This is a genomic window from Pseudomonas sp. HLMP (assembly GCF_046365545.1).
Classification (GTDB): domain Bacteria; phylum Pseudomonadota; class Gammaproteobacteria; order Pseudomonadales; family Pseudomonadaceae; genus Aquipseudomonas; species Aquipseudomonas guariconensis_B.
The window spans coordinates 5,133,275-5,147,558 of the sequence record NZ_JBDLLR010000001.1 but is presented as its reverse complement, the minus strand read 5'-3'; the positions used below and the strand labels follow the sequence as shown (position 1 = coordinate 5,147,558).

The window sequence follows — 14,284 nt, the reverse complement described above, 5'->3', positions numbered from 1 at the left end:
CTGACGCAAAGAGCCCAAGGAAAGCCATGAAAGTCCTATTTCTGGTGCAGAAAGAACAGCGGGCAATCCTCGACCGGCTGTACGATGGCGTCGCGGCGAACTGCGATTGCGACCTGCGCTGGCTGAGCAGCGAGGACCAGCGCAACCTGCGCCGTTATTTCCGGCGCGAGGTGGATGTCTCGCGCTACGACCGCATCGTCTTCTTCCTGCGCTTCAAGCAGGAGATGCGTCAGGCCGGCTTCATCCGCACGGTGCCGAACCTGGTGATCCTCGAGCATGACGCCTACCAGAACTACATCCCTTGCAAATACACCGGCAAGTTCAGCGCGCATTACCGCAAGCTGCCCTGGGCGCGGGTGATCAGTTCCGGCTACCGTGTCAGCGAGCGCCTGCGCGAGGAGGGCTTCGACGCGGTGTTCGTGCCCAAGGGCTACGATGAGCAACTGCTCAGCGACCAGGGGCGTGAACGCGATATCGAACTGGCGTTCGTCGGCAGTACCAAGAGCGTGGCCTACAGTGGGCGCAAGGCGCTGCTGGACGAACTGGGGCGGGTGGAGAACCTGGTGGTGACCCGCACCAACTCGGGTGAGGACTACTGCAACACCCTCAACCGCATCCGCTTCTTCGTCAGTGCCGATGTCGGCATGGGCGAATACATGATCAAGAACTTCGAAGCGATGGCGTGCGGCTGTGTCTTGCTGGCGTTCGACCAGGGCGAGGAGGAGAATCGCGCCCTGGGCTTGCAGGACATGCACAGCGTGGTGCTGTACGACAGCATCCCTGTATTGCAGGAGAAGCTCCGGCTTTTACGGGCAGACCCTGCGTTGACCGAGCGAATCGCCGCGAATGGACGCGAGCTGGCGGTTTCGCGTTTCAGCTTTGCCCAGGTTGGGCGTAGCATCGTCGAACACATGACCCCTCCATTGAGGCCACACCCGCCGCTGACGGGATGGCAGCGCCTGCGCCTGAGGCTTGGGCTGTGAGTGACGAATCGCAGGTCCCGGGGGTTGGGCATCAACAATTCAAGACCGTAAGGTGGAGGGAGCCCCGTGCGCTTCTCGGAAAACAGTGACATTACCCTGGTGGTGACCAGTTGCGGGCGCTTCGACCTGCTCAAGGAAACCCTGGAGAGTTTCGACCGCTACAACACGGCGCCCATACGCGAAGTCTTCATTACCGAGGACTCCGGCGACGATGCCGTGCACGACGCGGTGCCCGCGCACTGGAAGGATCACTGCACGGTGTTCGTCAACCGGCCGAAGCTGGGCCAACTGGCCTCGATCGACCTGGCCTATGGCCGGGTCAAGACGCCCTACATCTTTCACTGCGAGGATGACTGGCGGTTCTACCGGCAGGGCTTCGTCGAGGACTCACGGGCCATCCTGGAAGCGAGCCCGGACGTGCTGCAGGTCTGGTTGCGCAGCCATGCCCATGACCTGGCGATCCACAGCCCCTACATCCACCTCGGCGATCGCCAGGTGATCGCCGGCGTACCCTGCTACCCGCTGCTCTCGGACAAGGCCGAGTGGCAAGCCTTCTCGCTCAATCCAGGCCTGCGCAGGCTGAGCGATTACCAGCGTTGTGCGCCTTTCGCTGATTATGCCGGTGAAAAAGCGCTGTCGCGGCGCTACGCTGAATTGAACCTGACCGCCATCACCCTGGAGGGTGACGCGGTGCTGCACACGGGCTTTGGTAGCCACGTGACCGTCCCCGAGGAGGTCCAGCGCAAGGCCAAGCGACGACAGCGCGACCGGGTCAGGCTGGCAGCGGTATTGGTGGCAGGGGTCTTGATTGGTACGGGAATCGGTTTTCTTGTTCACTGAATCTGCTGGCCTGGCAGATAGCCTGCCAGGTGCAAGGGAGCTATTCCGATGAACATCGTCAACGTGATGTGGTCGGGCGGAGCTCCGTATATCTCCGTGCATGAGGTCCACCGGCAAATGCTCAAGCACGCCGGTGACGATGCCCGCATCAGCAACTGGTTGCTGCTTGGCGATGGCCTGTGCTGCGGCCTCGGCACCACGCGTGAGTGGCACATGCCACAGCGCGCGCTCAAGGGACGGTACTTCTGGCGGCTGTTGCGGCCGTGGCTGCGCCTGCGTCTGCGCAAGGCATTGGAGCAGGCCGAGGCCGACGTGCTGTTGCTCGATGGCCTGGGCGTCGCCCGTCTGGTACTGCCGTTGTTGCGCCATCTGCCGAATGTACGGGCGACGGTGCTGTTCCATGGCTCGACCCGCCTGCGCCGCCGGGATATCCGTTTGCTGTGTGACGTGGGTGTCGAGCGCCTGAGCGTCGCCGCGGTGTCCCGCACGCTCGCCCGGGAGCTGGAACAGACCCTTGGGTGTCCAGTGCAGACCCTGCGTATCGCGCTCGACCCCCGGGCGTTCGCCGACGGGTTGCTCGATCAGGCGTCGGCCCGGCGCTCCCTGGCCTTGCCCGCAAACCCTGGTCGCCTGTTCGGTGCGGTGGGGCGGTTGGTCGAGAGCAAGGGTTTCGAGATGCTGATCGAAGCATTCGCCAAGGCGCGGGCGCAGCAACCGGACATCCAGTTGGCGATTCTCGGCGAGGGTGAACTGAAAGCGCACCTGGTGGCACGCAGCGAGGCGCTGGGGCTGGGGGGGAGCGTGTGGTTCTGCGGCTACCGCCCGGACATGTCGCAGTTGTACCGGGCCTTCGACTGGCTGCTCGTGCCCTCACGGTCAGAGGGCCTGGGGCTCGTGCTACAGGAAGCCGTGCTGGCCGACGTGCCGGTGTTGTGCAGCGACCTGCCGGTATTTCGCGAGCAATTGGGCGAGGCGGGCTATTACCTGCCGATCGGCGACGAAGCCGCCTGGACTGCGGCGATCGAGCGCTGCGTCACGCTCGACGCCAGCGACACGGCCGGCCAGCAACGCCAGGCCCTGGCGCCGGAGCTGGCCTGGCAGGCATTTCGCCAGGGTTCGGCCAACTTGCTGCGCCGCTGAGGTTCAGCGCCCGAGCAGGGCCGCCTGGAAGTCGGCGAGGGGGAAGCGGTCGGCGAGTTTCTCCCGCTCGATATAGCTGGCCAGGTGCTGCACGTTACGCCGTACCATGCGCGCCGACAGCGGTGGGCGCAGGAAACGCATGTCCGCCACGTCGATCAGGCCCAAGCGCTGCTCGGGGGTGACGACCACGTTGCCCAGGTGCAGCGAGCGAAAGTAGATCCCTGAACGGTGCAAGCGGCGGACCAGTTCGATCAACTGGGGCAGGTACTTGTCCCAGCTGAAGCCCTCTTGGCGCGACAACTGCAGCAGCGTCTCGCCCGGCAGCGGGCGGTAGAGCACGGCCGTGCGCCCAGGCATTGGCAGCTTGTACTGGCTGATCACCTCGAGCGTTGGAATGCCCAGCTGGGCCAGGCGCCTGGCGTTGTCGACGAAGCGCTGCGAGTACGGGCGTAGCAGCGCAGATGAAATCAGGCGCTTGCGACGAAAAACCTTCAGGATATTTCCATCGCCGAGCAGGTAGACTTTAGCGCCATAGCTATCTGCCTCTAGAACCTTGGCGCCGAGTGTCAGCTGATCGAAGTCGACTTGGGAGAGCCGGGAGCATTGCATGGATAGGGCCTTGTCGTCTTGCAAGCGAAAATGACCGGCCATAATGCCGAATTTGAAGCTGTAGCACCATGATGGTGTCTTGTTGATCTACCGGGGGGAATGGATGTCGTATCAGAATCGCTGGGCCCAGGCCTGGTTTGGGCTCGGCTTTGTCTGGTTTTTGGGAGGGATTGCCCTGGCGCCCAGCAACAAGCTCTACCAGCAGGGGCTCATCCTCTTTCTCTGGTTGCCGACGCTGCTGTTGGCCTGGCCTGCGCGCCGCGTGCTGGTGGAGGCCTGGCGCCGTCAGCCCGCCCTGTGGATCGGCGTCGCGTTGCTGGTTGGCTGGAGCGCCGTGAGCCTGGCCTGGTCGGCCTCCGAGCAGCCCGGGCGGGACGCCAAGAGGCTGCTGTACATCCTGCTGTTTCTCCTCGCCTTTCCTCTCCTGGCCCAGGCTGGCCTGGCGCGCTGCCAGGCCCTGCTACGCATGGGGGGCGCCCTGCTGGCAGTGGCCGCGCTGGCGTCGATCGTTCATTACTATGGCCTGCAGCCAAATCGACTGACGGCTCGCCTGGAGGGGATCGGCGAGATCTCCCACCCTATCCTGGGCGCCTATGTCATTGCCGCCGCGATCTTCTGGACGCTTTACGACGTACCCCGACAGCGTGGCCTGCAAGTCGCCTGGGCCGTGGCGCTGGCCTGTCTGGGCGCGTTCGTGGTGTTCAGCCAGAGTCGCGGGGCGGCCCTGGCGCTGGTCATGACCGTGGTCCTGGCGCCGCTGTGGTTCCGTGACCGCAAGAGCGGCCTGTATGCCATCCTGGCCCTGGTCGCCACCGTCGTTGCTTTCGGCGTGATGCACGAGCTGATCCTGCGCCGTGGGGCGTCCTTCCGTCCAGAGCTGTTCCAGTCGGCGTTGCAGATGATCGCCGAGCACCCTTGGACCGGCTTGGGGCTGGGCGAGGTCTATCGGGTCGAGGCGTTCGGCAAGTCCTTCGACCATACCCACAACATGTTCACCCACGTTGCCGTGGAGCTTGGCCTGCCAGGCCTGCTGCTATGGACAGCGGTATGGCTGTTCACCCTAGGCGAGATCGTGCGGGTCCGCCATACGGCGTTCGGCAAGGCCCTGCTGGCGTTCTGGGTGTTCGCCACCCTGGCCATGCAGTTCGACGCCGCGAGCCTGACCGACACGCCGCGTGCCGAGTGGTTCATCAGCTGGCTGCCGGTGGGGCTGGCGATGTTGTTGCCCTGGGTGCGTGCCGAGGATCGAGCCTGTGGTAAAATTTCCGGTTCAACCTGAACAGCGAGTTCGATGATGGCCGAAACACCGCGAACCGCGGAGCATGCCTCCAGCCTGAAGATCTACTTCCGGCTGCTGGGCTACGTGAAACCCTACATTGGCATCTTCCTGCTGAGCATCGTAGGTTTCGTGATCTTCGCCTCGACCCAGCCGATGCTGGCCGGGATCCTCAAGTACTTCGTCGATGGGCTGAGCAATCCGCAAGCGGTGCTGTTCCCCGACGTGCCCTACCTGCGCGACCTGCAGCTGCTGCAGGCGGTGCCGCTGCTGATCATCCTGATCGCCGCCTGGCAGGGGCTGGGCTCGTTCCTGGGCAACTATTTCCTGGCCAAGGTATCCCTGTGCCTGGTGCACGACCTGCGGGTGGAGCTGTTCAACAAGCTGCTGGTACTGCCCAACCGCTATTTCGACAACCACAACTCCGGGCACCTGATCTCGCGGATCACCTTCAACGTGACCATGGTCACCGGCGCCGCCACCGATGCGATCAAGGTGGTGATCCGCGAGGGCCTGACCGTGGTCTTCCTGTTCGCCTACCTGTTGTGGATGAACTGGAAGCTGACCCTGGTGATGGTCGCCATCCTGCCGATCATCGCCCTGATGGTGAGCACCGCCAGCAAGAAGTTCCGCAAGCAGAGCAAGAAGATCCAGGTGGCCATGGGCGACGTGACCCACGTTGCCTCCGAGACCATCCAGGGCTACCGCGTGGTGCGCAGCTTCGGTGGCGAGGCCTACGAGGAGCGGCGCTTCCAGCAGGCCAGCCAGGGCAATACCGACAAGCAGCTGCGCATGACCAAGACCGGCGCGCTGTACACGCCGTTGCTGCAACTGGTGATCTACAGCGCCATGGCGGCGCTGATGTTCCTGGTGCTGTTCCTGCGGGGCGATGCCTCTGCGGGCGACCTGGTCGCCTACATCACGGCGGCGGGCCTGTTGCCCAAGCCGATTCGCCAGTTGTCGGAAGTCAGCTCGACCATCCAGAAAGGCCTGGCCGGTGCCGAGAGCATCTTCGAGCAACTGGACGAGCAGCCGGAGGTGGATGCCGGCACCGTGGAGATGGAGCGGGTCGAAGGTCGCCTGGAGGTGCGCAACCTCAGCTTCACCTACCCAGGCACCGAGCGCGAGGTGCTGAGCGACATCAGCTTTACCGCCGAGCCTGGGCAGATGATCGCCCTGGTCGGTCGCTCCGGCAGCGGCAAGTCGACCCTGGCCGGGCTGATTCCACGCTTCTATCACCATGACAAGGGGCAGATCCTGCTCGATGGCGTGGAGATCGAGAACTACCGCCTGCGCAACCTGCGCCGCCACGTGGCCCAGGTGACCCAGCACGTGACCCTGTTCAACGACACGGTCGCCAACAACATCGCCTATGGCGACCTGGCCGGTGCGCCGCGCGAGGCCATCGAGGCCGCGGCTGCCGATGCCTACGCCAAGGAGTTCGTCGACCAGTTGCCCCAGGGCTTCGACACCCAGGTCGGCGAGAACGGCGTACTGCTGTCCGGCGGCCAGCGCCAGCGCCTGGCGATCGCCCGTGCCCTGTTGAAGAACGCGCCGTTGTTGATCCTCGACGAGGCCACCTCGGCCCTGGATACCGAGTCCGAGCGCCACATCCAGGCCGCGCTCGACCATGTGATGGAAGGCCGCACCACCCTGGTGATCGCCCATCGCCTGTCGACCATCGAGAAGGCCGACCAGATCCTGGTCATGGATCAGGGCCGGCTGGTGGAGCGCGGCACCCACGCCGAGTTGCTCCAGGCAAATGGCCATTATGCCCGCCTGCATGCCATGGGCCTGGATCAGCCGGAAAAGGCCGATATCACCTGAAGCCTACTGAATCGGGGCCTGGCCGGCCCCGATTGTCACTGGAGTTGTCGCGAGCGCAGGTGGCCATAAAGCCGTCGCTTGCCCTGTGCTAATATCCTGCCCCTGTTCATTTTTCCATTTGGGTTGCCCATGAAGTTGTCCATGCCGCGTTTCGATCAAGCCCCGGTACTGGTGGTCGGCGATGTCATGCTCGACCGCTACTGGCATGGCGGTACCTCGCGGATTTCTCCCGAAGCGCCGGTGCCGGTGGTCAAGGTCGAGCAGATCGAGGATCGCCCCGGCGGCGCGGCCAACGTCGCACTGAACATCGCCGCGCTCGGTGCGCCGGCCGCGCTGGTCGGCGTGACCGGCCAGGACGAGGCCGCCGATAGCCTGTCCAACAGCTTGCAGGCCGCGGGCGTGCGTTCGATCTTCCAGCGCATCGCCCACCAGCCGACCATCGTCAAGCTGCGGGTCATGAGCCGCCACCAGCAATTGCTGCGCATCGATTTCGAAGAACCCTTCGCCACCGACCCATTGTCGCTGGGGGAGGAAGTCGACGACCTGCTCGAGGGCGTCAAGGTGCTGGTGCTGTCGGACTACGGCAAGGGCGCGCTGAAGAACCACCAGAGCCTGATCCAGGCGGCGCGGGCCAAGGGCATCCCGGTGCTGGCCGACCCCAAGGGCAAGGACTTCTCCATCTACCGGGGCGCCAGCCTGATCACGCCGAACCTGAGCGAGTTCGAGACCATCGTCGGGCGCTGCGTCGACGAGGCCGACCTGGTCGCCAAGGGGCTGCAACTGCTGCACGATCTGGAGCTCGGCGCCTTGCTGGTGACCCGTGGCGAGCATGGCATGACCCTGCTGCGCACCGGTCATCCGGCGCTGCACTTGCCGGCACGTGCCCGCGAGGTGTTCGATGTCACCGGTGCCGGCGATACCGTGATCTCCACCCTGGCGGCGGCCATCGCCGCCGGCGAGGACCTGCCCCACGCGGTCGCCCTGGCCAACCTGGCTGCCGGCATCGTGGTCGGCAAGCTCGGTACTGCAGCTATCAGCGCCCCCGAACTGCGTCGGGCGATCCAGCGCGAGGAGGGCTCCGAGCGCGGCGTGTTGACCCTCGACCAGCTGTTGCTGGCCATCGACGATGCGCGGGCGCACAACGAGACGATCGTCTTCACCAACGGCTGCTTCGACATTCTCCATGCCGGCCACGTGACCTACCTGGAGCAGGCACGTGCCCAGGGCGACCGCCTGATCGTGGCGGTCAACGACGACGCTTCGGTCAGCCGCCTGAAGGGGCCGGGCCGGCCGATCAACAGCGTCGATCGGCGCATGGCCGTGCTCGCCGGCCTGGGTGCGGTGGACTGGGTCATCAGTTTCCCCGAGGGGACGCCCGAGAACCTGCTGCGCCAGGTCAAGCCGGATGTGCTGGTCAAGGGGGGCGACTATGGCATCGACCAAGTGGTCGGCGCCGATATCGTCAAGGCCTATGGCGGGACGGTGAAGGTGCTGGGGCTGGTGGAAAACAGCTCGACCACGGCGATCGTCGAGAAGATCCGCAAGCACTGAGAGTGCCGGGGCCGCAATGCGGCCCATCGCCGGCAAGCCGGCTCCCACAAGGGCCTGCGTAAACCGCAGATAGCGCAGCGCATGATCTCCCACAGATAGAGCGCAGGGCTTGAATCCAGCGGGAAACCTGTGGGAGCCGGCTTGCCGGCGATGGGCTGCGCAGCAGCCCCATGATCACTTGTGCAAGGTGGTCCGTGCCCGGGCCAGCAACTCCCGCGCTTTCTCACCGAAGCGCTCCAGGTGCGATGCCGGCTCCCGCTTCGGCTCCACCAACCCCTGCCGTTTCACCCAGTCCTTCCAGCGCACCCGCTCATCCTGCACCACCCAACCCTCCTGTCGGGCGAAGCTCTCGGCCAGGTACAGGCCACGGGTGCTGGCGGGCACCAGTTCGTCCTTCTTCAAGGTATAGAGCTCGGCCAGCGGCCGACCGTCCTTCAGCGGCATCAGGTACAGGTCCGGGCGCTTGCGGTTGAGCCGGGCCACCAGGTGCTCACCCTCCAGCCGCTCGTCGACATGGAACAGGCTCAGCGACTTGGCTTCCCTGGGCACCTGCAGGCGCAGGTCGTAGATCAGTTGCAGCGATGCCGTGGGCAGGTGCACGTAGGCCCGTGGCCGCTCCAGCAGCATCAGGTTGGCGCAATGCACCGGCCGTGCGGCACCGGACTCGGGTGTAAGGACGAAGGGCAGGGCCTCGCGGTAGTGCAGGGCGGTGGCGTAGGGCGCCGGCAGCCAGGTGTCGTTGAAACGCCCGCCGAGCCAGCCTTCGGGGGTTTCCAGCAGGCACTCCTCCGCCACTTCCTGGATGGCGGTGTGCAGCGGCAGGTTGAGTTCCTGGGCGGGCACGTAGCCTGAGATCAGCTTCAAGACCACATCGCCACGGTCCTGCCGGCGCTGGCGTACCAGCACCCAGTAGTCGCGGTGCTGCCAGTGCAGGGTCAGGCGCACCGAGACGCCGAGGTTGGCCAGTTCCACCACGAAACGCTCGGTGTCGGCCAACTGGATGGCCTTGCGCCGTTGCTGGACCTGGGCGAAGTTCAACGGCATGCCGATGCTCTGGTAGGTCAGGCCGTCGGGGGTGGCTTCTACATGCAGCGGCAAGGTCTTGAAGTTGCTCGGGTTCTTGCGGATCAGCATGCGCGGCACGAGGCTCCTCCTTGCGTTGGGCGCCCTGGTGGTTGGCTCAAGACTGGCCCAGGATGCGGGCGACGGTGGCCACGTTATGGGCCAGGTGCAACGGATTGATGGTGCCGACGATAGCACTGCTCACGCCAGGGTGGGAGAACAGCAGCTCGAAGCTGGCCTGCACCGGATCGACCCCAGGCGCCAGGCAAACGTGCCCGCTGGCCAGGGCCTTTTTCACCAGGATGGCCTTGCCGTGCTCGGCAGCGTAGTCCAGTACCGGGCGTTCTGCCTGCTCGTTGAGGTTGTAGGTGACCATGGCGCAGTCGCCTTGTTCCAGGGCCTTGAGGCCGCCGGCCACGGTCTTGCCGGAGAGGCCGTAGCCGAGGATCTTGCCCTCCTGCTTGAGGGCGGCGAGAGTCTGGTAGACCTCCTGCTGCTCGAGTATCGCCAGGTCGTTGCCATCGGAGTGCACCAGCACCAGGTCGATGCGATCGGTTTCCAGGCGGCGCAGGCTGCGTTCCACCGAAAGTCGGGTGTGGGCGGCGCTGAAATCGAAATGCGACTGGCCATTCTCGAACTCTTCGCCCACCTTGCTGACGATCACCCACTCATCGCGCTGGCCACGCAGCAGCGGGCCCAGGCGTTCTTCGCTGCGGCCATAGGCCGGCGCGGTGTCGATCAGGTTGATGCCCAGCTCACGGGCCTGGGCCAGCAGCAGGCGGGCTTCGTCGTCGCCGGGGATGGTGAAGCCGGTGGGGTACTTGACGCCCTGGTCGCGGCCAAGCTTGACCGTGCCCAGGCCCAGGGGCGACACGGTCAGGCCGGTGCTGCCCAACGGGCGGTGGAAGTCGTGCAGGGTCGGCAGGCTCATGGCAGCAGTTGCTCCCAGGCAGGCACGCCCAGCGCGGGGCGGGGCAGGTCGGCAAGGTTCGGTTGCGCGCTTGGGCGGATGCCATCACGCTCCAGGCTCGCCAGCACACGGTCGCAGAAGTCGGGCGCCAGGGCCAGCTTGGTTGGCCAGCCCACCAGCAGGCGTTGTTGCTCGGCCAGGAAGGCATTGTCCGGGCGCACCAGGCCGGACTGCGCCGGCTCGGCGCGGTCGACCCGCAGGGTGGCCCAGCGCACCTGGCGCTGGTCGACCCAGGGCAGCAGGTTGGCGATTTCCTTTTGCGCTGCGGCGATCTGCGCCGCCGGCTCGCGGGCCACGCCGTCGGCTTCGGCCAGGTCGCCACCGAGGTACCAGACCCACTGGCCGTCTGCGGCCGGGTGGGTGGTGATGGTGACCCGCGGCTTCGGCCCGCCGCCCAGGCAGTGGGCATAGAGCGGCTTGAGGTTCGGCCCCTTGGCCATGACCATGTGCAGGGGACGGCGCTGCATGGCCGGCTGCTCCAGGCCCAGGGCCTGGAGCAGTGCCTCGGTGCCGGCACCGGCGCTGAGCACGATGCGCTGGGCGCGGATCTCGCGATCGTCCACGCGCAGGCCGAGCAGTTCGCCGCCCTCGCGCAGCGGCTCGATGCGCTCGCCGGCCAGCAGGCTGTCACCGGCCAGCTCGGCCAGGTTGGCGAGCAGGCTGGGTACATCGATGACCAGCTCGGCCAGGCGGTAGACCTTGCCCTTGAAGGCGCGGTCTTGCAGGGCGGGGGGCAGTTGCTCGCCCTTGACTTGGTCGACCCGGCCGCGCACGGCCTTGCTGGCGAAGAAACTGGTGAGGTTGCCTGCCAGGGTGCCTGGGGACCAGAGGTAGTGGGCATCGGACAACAGGCGGGTGTTGCCCAGGTTAAGCTCGCCGCTGCCGGCCAGGGCCTCGCGCCAGCGCCGCGGCATGTCGGCGATGGCCTCCGAGGCACCGGTCAGGGCGCCGTGCAGCGCGTACTTGGTGCCACCATGGATGATGCCCTGGGACTTGATGGTCTGTTCGCCGCCAAGGCTGGCGCGCTCCACCAGCACCGTCGAATAGCCCAGGCGCCGCAGGCGGGCGTTGAGCCAGAGGCCAGCGACCCCAGCGCCGACGATCAGCACGTCAGTGGAAATGGCGGTTGGCATGCGGGCACCTCGAGGATTGGGACAGCTGGCAAGTATACAGGCTGTGAAGGCAGGCTTCCCAATGCCGGGCTCAGGGCTTGCAGTTGCCATTTGGGGCTGCAAAGCAGCCCCGGATACGGATCAGTGCCCTGCGGTCCGGGAGAATACCTGGATCACCACCACGCCGCCGACGATCATGGCCATGCCGAGCATGGCCGGGAAGTCCAGCTTCTGCCCATAGATCACCAGTGCCACCGCGCTGATCAGCACGATGCCCAGGCCCGACCAGATCGCATAGGCGATGCCTACCGGAATGCTGCGCACTACCAGGGTCAGCATCCAGAACGCCACGGCATAGCCGCAGACCATCAGCAGCAGCGGCAGCGGCGTGCTCAAGCCCTTGACCGCCTTCATGGAAGCGGTGGCGATGACTTCGGCGCAAATGGCGATGGCCAGGTAGGTGTAGGCGTTCATGGTGCAGGTCCTCCGTTGCTGGGCTGGCATTCTAGACGCTCCATGGATGCGGTAAAGTCATTACCTATCTGTTATGGAGATAGCTTGCATGGCCGAGCATTGGAACCTGGAGCAACTGCGCCTGTTCGTGCGGGTTGCCGAGCTGCGTTCGTTTTCCGCTGTCGCCCGCGAGCAGCGCAAGGCCCAGTCGGCGATCAGCAATGCCATCGCCCTGCTGGAAACCGACCTGGGCGTGGTCCTGTTCGAGCGCAGCAGCGGCCGCCAGCCGCGCCTGACCGAGCGGGGCGCCGCATTGCTGGAGGACGCCCGGGAACTGTTGCGCCAGTGCGAGCGCCTGGACGGTCGCGCGCTGGCCCTGATGCGTGGCCAGGAGGCCCAGTTACGGGTCGCCCAGGACGAGGCCATGCCGTATCAGCCGGTCATCGACAGCCTGGACGAGCTGGCCAGCCACTACCCGTTTCTCGAAGTGCAACTGGCCAGCGGGGCCCAGGGCGACGTGGCGCGCAAGCTGGTGGAGCGCCGCGCCGACCTGGGGCTGTTCTTCCATCACGAGCAGATCCCGGCCTCGCTGGAGCGGCGTGCCCTGGGCAGCGTCGAGATGATCACGGTCTGTGCCGTGGACCATCCCCTGGCCCGCCAGGGCCGGGTCTCGCGCCAGCAACTGGCGCGTCACCGGCAGTTGCTGATCACCCCGCAGCAAAGCGGCTACCCAGGCGGAGAGGCGATCAGCCCGCAGGTGTGGCGCGCGGACAGCTTCTACGCCATGGCCGAGTTGCTCATGCGCGGCCTGGGTTGGGCCTGGTTGCCGCGGCATGTGGTGCAATACCCAACCTACCAGGCGCAGATGGTCGAGCTGGACAGCGAATGGCGGCCACCGGCGCTGGTGGCCGAACTGGCCTGGCGCCGCGACCAGCCACTGGGGCCGGCGGCACAGTGGCTGGCCGAGCGCTTTGCCGTGCACCTACGGGCAATCGGCTAGGGGACCATGCGCTGTCGCACACAGAACATACGGTTGACGGAGGCTCTTGTGGGAACGGGCTTGTCGGGGCGCCGAACCGCTGCGAATAGGCCTGCCTTGACACCCTGGATTCCCTGTCCATCACCTGAACGAATGACCTGGACACAGGCCTTTTCATCCCGTTCCTAGTAAACTGCGCCGCCATGAACAGAACTCTTTATACCTTGCTGTTTCACCTGGGCCTGCCGCTGGTCGCGCTGCGCCTGTTCCTGCGTGCACGCAAGGCGCCGGCCTACGGCCAGCGGATCGCCGAGCGTTTCGCCTGCAAGCTACCGCCCATGCGCCAAGGCGGCATCTGGGTGCATGCGGTGTCGGTGGGCGAGAGCATCGCCGCAGCGCCCATGGTCCGTGCCTTGCTCAAGGCCTATCCGGACCTGCCGATCACCCTCACCTGCATGACCCCGACCGGTTCGCAGCGGATCCGCGCGATGTTCGAAGGCGAACCGCGCATCCAGCACTGCTATTTGCCCTACGACCTGCCATGGGCGGCCGGGCGCTTCCTCGATCATGTCCGGCCACGGTTGGGCATCATCATGGAGACCGAGCTGTGGCCCAACCATATTCACCAGTGCGCCAGGCGTGGCATCCCGGTGGCCCTGGCCAACGCGCGGTTGTCGGAGCGTTCCGCCCGAGGCTACGGGCGTTTCGCCGGCCTGACCCGGCCGATGCTCGCCGAGATGAACCTGATCGCCGTGCAGACCGAGGTCGAGGCCGAACGCTTCCGCAGCCTGGGCGCTCGCCCCGCGTGCGTGCAGGTGACCGGCTCGATCAAGTTCGACCTGAAGATCGATGAGCAACTGCTGCCGCGCGCGCGCCAGTTGCGTGAGCAATGGGGCGCCGAGCAACGCCCGGTCTGGATCGCCGCCAGCACCCACGAGGGCGAGGATGCCTTGGTGCTCCAGGCCCATCGGCAATTGTTGCAGGCCCATGGCGATGCGCTGCTGATCCTGGTGCCGCGCCATCCCGAGCGGTTCGAGGCGGTGCATGCGCTGTGCCGCGAGCAGTTCGCCACGGTGCGCCGCTCCAGCGGTGCACCCGTCGACGGGCAGACCCGCGTGTTGCTCGGCGACACCATGGGCGAGCTGCTGTTCCTCTATGCCTTGGCCGACATCGCCTTCGTCGGCGGCAGCCTGGTACCCACTGGCGGGCACAACCCGCTGGAGCCGGCAGCGCTGTCACTGCCGGTGATCACCGGGCCGCACGTGTTCAACTTCCTCGAGATCAGCGCGATGCTGCGCGAGGCAGGAGCGTTGCAGGAAGTGGACGATGCCGAGGGCCTGGCCACGGCCGTGCGCCGCCTGGTCGAGTTGCCCCAGGATGCCCGGCGCATGGGTGAGGCGGGCAACCAGGTGATGCGTGCCAACCAAGGGGCATTGCAGCGCTTGCTGGATGGGTTGGCTCGCCTTTTGGGGTGACGGAGCC

Annotated in this window: 13 protein-coding genes; 8 read left to right on the top strand and 5 right to left on the bottom strand. The window is 65.9% G+C overall.

Features of this window, described 5'->3' with window-relative positions:
• Positions 1-26 precede the first annotated feature (26 nt).
• The 3 genes from ABFA30_RS23805 (at position 27) to ABFA30_RS23795 (ending at position 2,963) form a co-directional block, all read left to right on the top strand.
• On the top strand, positions 27-983 hold the full coding sequence (locus ABFA30_RS23805; protein ID WP_225788907.1) for a glycosyltransferase: 957 nt from the start codon (positions 27-29) through the stop codon (positions 981-983).
• A gap of 66 nt (positions 984-1,049) precedes the next feature.
• Positions 1,050-1,823: a glycosyltransferase family 2 protein gene (locus ABFA30_RS23800; RefSeq protein WP_225788908.1), complete on the top strand. Its 774-nt coding sequence runs from the start codon at positions 1,050-1,052 to the stop codon at positions 1,821-1,823.
• A 48-nt stretch (positions 1,824-1,871) separates the two neighbouring features.
• Complete coding sequence (locus tag ABFA30_RS23795) at positions 1,872-2,963, top strand: glycosyltransferase (protein WP_225788909.1); 1,092 nt, start codon at positions 1,872-1,874, stop codon at positions 2,961-2,963.
• Positions 2,964-2,966: 3 nt separating this feature from the next.
• Here ABFA30_RS23795 and ABFA30_RS23790 read toward each other — a convergent pair whose 3' ends face one another.
• Positions 2,967-3,572 (bottom strand): toluene tolerance protein, encoded by a 606-nt coding sequence (locus ABFA30_RS23790; protein ID WP_253090950.1) that lies wholly within the window; start codon positions 3,570-3,572, stop codon positions 2,967-2,969.
• A 103-nt stretch (positions 3,573-3,675) separates the two neighbouring features.
• Between ABFA30_RS23790 and ABFA30_RS23785 the strand changes: the two genes are divergently transcribed.
• From ABFA30_RS23785 to hldE, 3 genes are all read left to right on the top strand, one after another.
• Positions 3,676-4,851 (top strand): O-antigen ligase family protein, encoded by a 1,176-nt coding sequence (locus ABFA30_RS23785; RefSeq protein ID WP_225788911.1) that lies wholly within the window; start codon positions 3,676-3,678, stop codon positions 4,849-4,851.
• Between the two features lie 15 nt (positions 4,852-4,866).
• Positions 4,867-6,675 (top strand): lipid A export permease/ATP-binding protein MsbA, encoded by a 1,809-nt coding sequence (gene msbA, locus ABFA30_RS23780; protein WP_225788912.1) that lies wholly within the window; start codon positions 4,867-4,869, stop codon positions 6,673-6,675.
• Between the two features lie 129 nt (positions 6,676-6,804).
• A complete protein-coding gene (gene hldE / locus ABFA30_RS23775) occupies positions 6,805-8,226 on the top strand; it encodes a bifunctional D-glycero-beta-D-manno-heptose-7-phosphate kinase/D-glycero-beta-D-manno-heptose 1-phosphate adenylyltransferase HldE (protein WP_225788913.1) in 1,422 nt (473 codons plus the stop codon).
• A 174-nt stretch (positions 8,227-8,400) separates the two neighbouring features.
• Here the strand turns inward: hldE and ABFA30_RS23770 are convergent, their stop codons facing one another.
• The 4 genes from ABFA30_RS23770 to ABFA30_RS23755 all read right to left on the bottom strand — a co-directional run bounded on the left by ABFA30_RS23770 (position 8,401) and on the right by ABFA30_RS23755 (position 11,844).
• Entirely contained in the window at positions 8,401-9,369 is a 969-nt protein-coding gene (locus tag ABFA30_RS23770; RefSeq protein ID WP_225788914.1) for a metal ABC transporter ATPase, read from the bottom strand.
• 37 nt (positions 9,370-9,406) lie between these two features.
• On the bottom strand, positions 9,407-10,219 hold the full coding sequence (locus ABFA30_RS23765; protein WP_225788915.1) for an aldo/keto reductase: 813 nt from the start codon (positions 10,217-10,219) through the stop codon (positions 9,407-9,409).
• Positions 10,216-11,391, bottom strand: a complete 1,176-nt coding sequence (locus ABFA30_RS23760) for an NAD(P)/FAD-dependent oxidoreductase (RefSeq protein ID WP_225788916.1) — start codon at positions 11,389-11,391, stop codon at positions 10,216-10,218. The genes ABFA30_RS23765 and ABFA30_RS23760 overlap by 4 nt, the downstream gene beginning before the upstream one ends.
• 120 nt (positions 11,392-11,511) lie before the next feature.
• Positions 11,512-11,844 carry a DMT family transporter gene (locus tag ABFA30_RS23755; protein ID WP_225788917.1) on the bottom strand — a complete coding sequence of 111 codons (333 nt, stop codon included), beginning with the start codon at positions 11,842-11,844 and terminating at the stop codon, positions 11,512-11,514.
• Positions 11,845-11,932: 88 nt separating this feature from the next.
• Between ABFA30_RS23755 and ABFA30_RS23750 the strand changes: the two genes are divergently transcribed.
• Positions 11,933-12,823: a LysR family transcriptional regulator gene (locus tag ABFA30_RS23750; RefSeq protein WP_225788918.1), complete on the top strand. Its 891-nt coding sequence runs from the start codon at positions 11,933-11,935 to the stop codon at positions 12,821-12,823.
• Between the two features lie 182 nt (positions 12,824-13,005).
• Positions 13,006-14,277 carry a lipid IV(A) 3-deoxy-D-manno-octulosonic acid transferase gene (gene waaA, locus ABFA30_RS23745; RefSeq protein ID WP_225788919.1) on the top strand — a complete coding sequence of 424 codons (1,272 nt, stop codon included), beginning with the start codon at positions 13,006-13,008 and terminating at the stop codon, positions 14,275-14,277.
• The last annotated feature ends 7 nt before the right edge of the window (positions 14,278-14,284 follow it).

What these genes read in the sequence shown, in the direction of transcription:
- ABFA30_RS23805 (WP_225788907.1), top strand. Translation starts at nt 27, where the DNA reads ATGAAAGTCCTATTTCTGGTGCAGAAAGAACAGCGGGCAATCCTCGAC.
- ABFA30_RS23795 (WP_225788909.1), top strand. Translation starts at nt 1,872, where the DNA reads ATGAACATCGTCAACGTGATGTGGTCGGGCGGAGCTCCGTATATCTCC.
- ABFA30_RS23790 (WP_253090950.1), bottom strand. Translation starts at nt 3,572, where the DNA reads ATGCAATGCTCCCGGCTCTCCCAAGTCGACTTCGATCAGCTGACACTC.
- ABFA30_RS23785 (WP_225788911.1), top strand. Translation starts at nt 3,676, where the DNA reads ATGTCGTATCAGAATCGCTGGGCCCAGGCCTGGTTTGGGCTCGGCTTT.
- msbA (WP_225788912.1), top strand. Translation starts at nt 4,867, where the DNA reads ATGGCCGAAACACCGCGAACCGCGGAGCATGCCTCCAGCCTGAAGATC.
- hldE (WP_225788913.1), top strand. Translation starts at nt 6,805, where the DNA reads ATGAAGTTGTCCATGCCGCGTTTCGATCAAGCCCCGGTACTGGTGGTC.
- ABFA30_RS23765 (WP_225788915.1), bottom strand. Translation starts at nt 10,219, where the DNA reads ATGAGCCTGCCGACCCTGCACGACTTCCACCGCCCGTTGGGCAGCACC.
- ABFA30_RS23760 (WP_225788916.1), bottom strand. Translation starts at nt 11,391, where the DNA reads ATGCCAACCGCCATTTCCACTGACGTGCTGATCGTCGGCGCTGGGGTC.
- ABFA30_RS23755 (WP_225788917.1), bottom strand. Translation starts at nt 11,844, where the DNA reads ATGAACGCCTACACCTACCTGGCCATCGCCATTTGCGCCGAAGTCATC.
- ABFA30_RS23750 (WP_225788918.1), top strand. Translation starts at nt 11,933, where the DNA reads ATGGCCGAGCATTGGAACCTGGAGCAACTGCGCCTGTTCGTGCGGGTT.
- waaA (WP_225788919.1), top strand. Translation starts at nt 13,006, where the DNA reads ATGAACAGAACTCTTTATACCTTGCTGTTTCACCTGGGCCTGCCGCTG.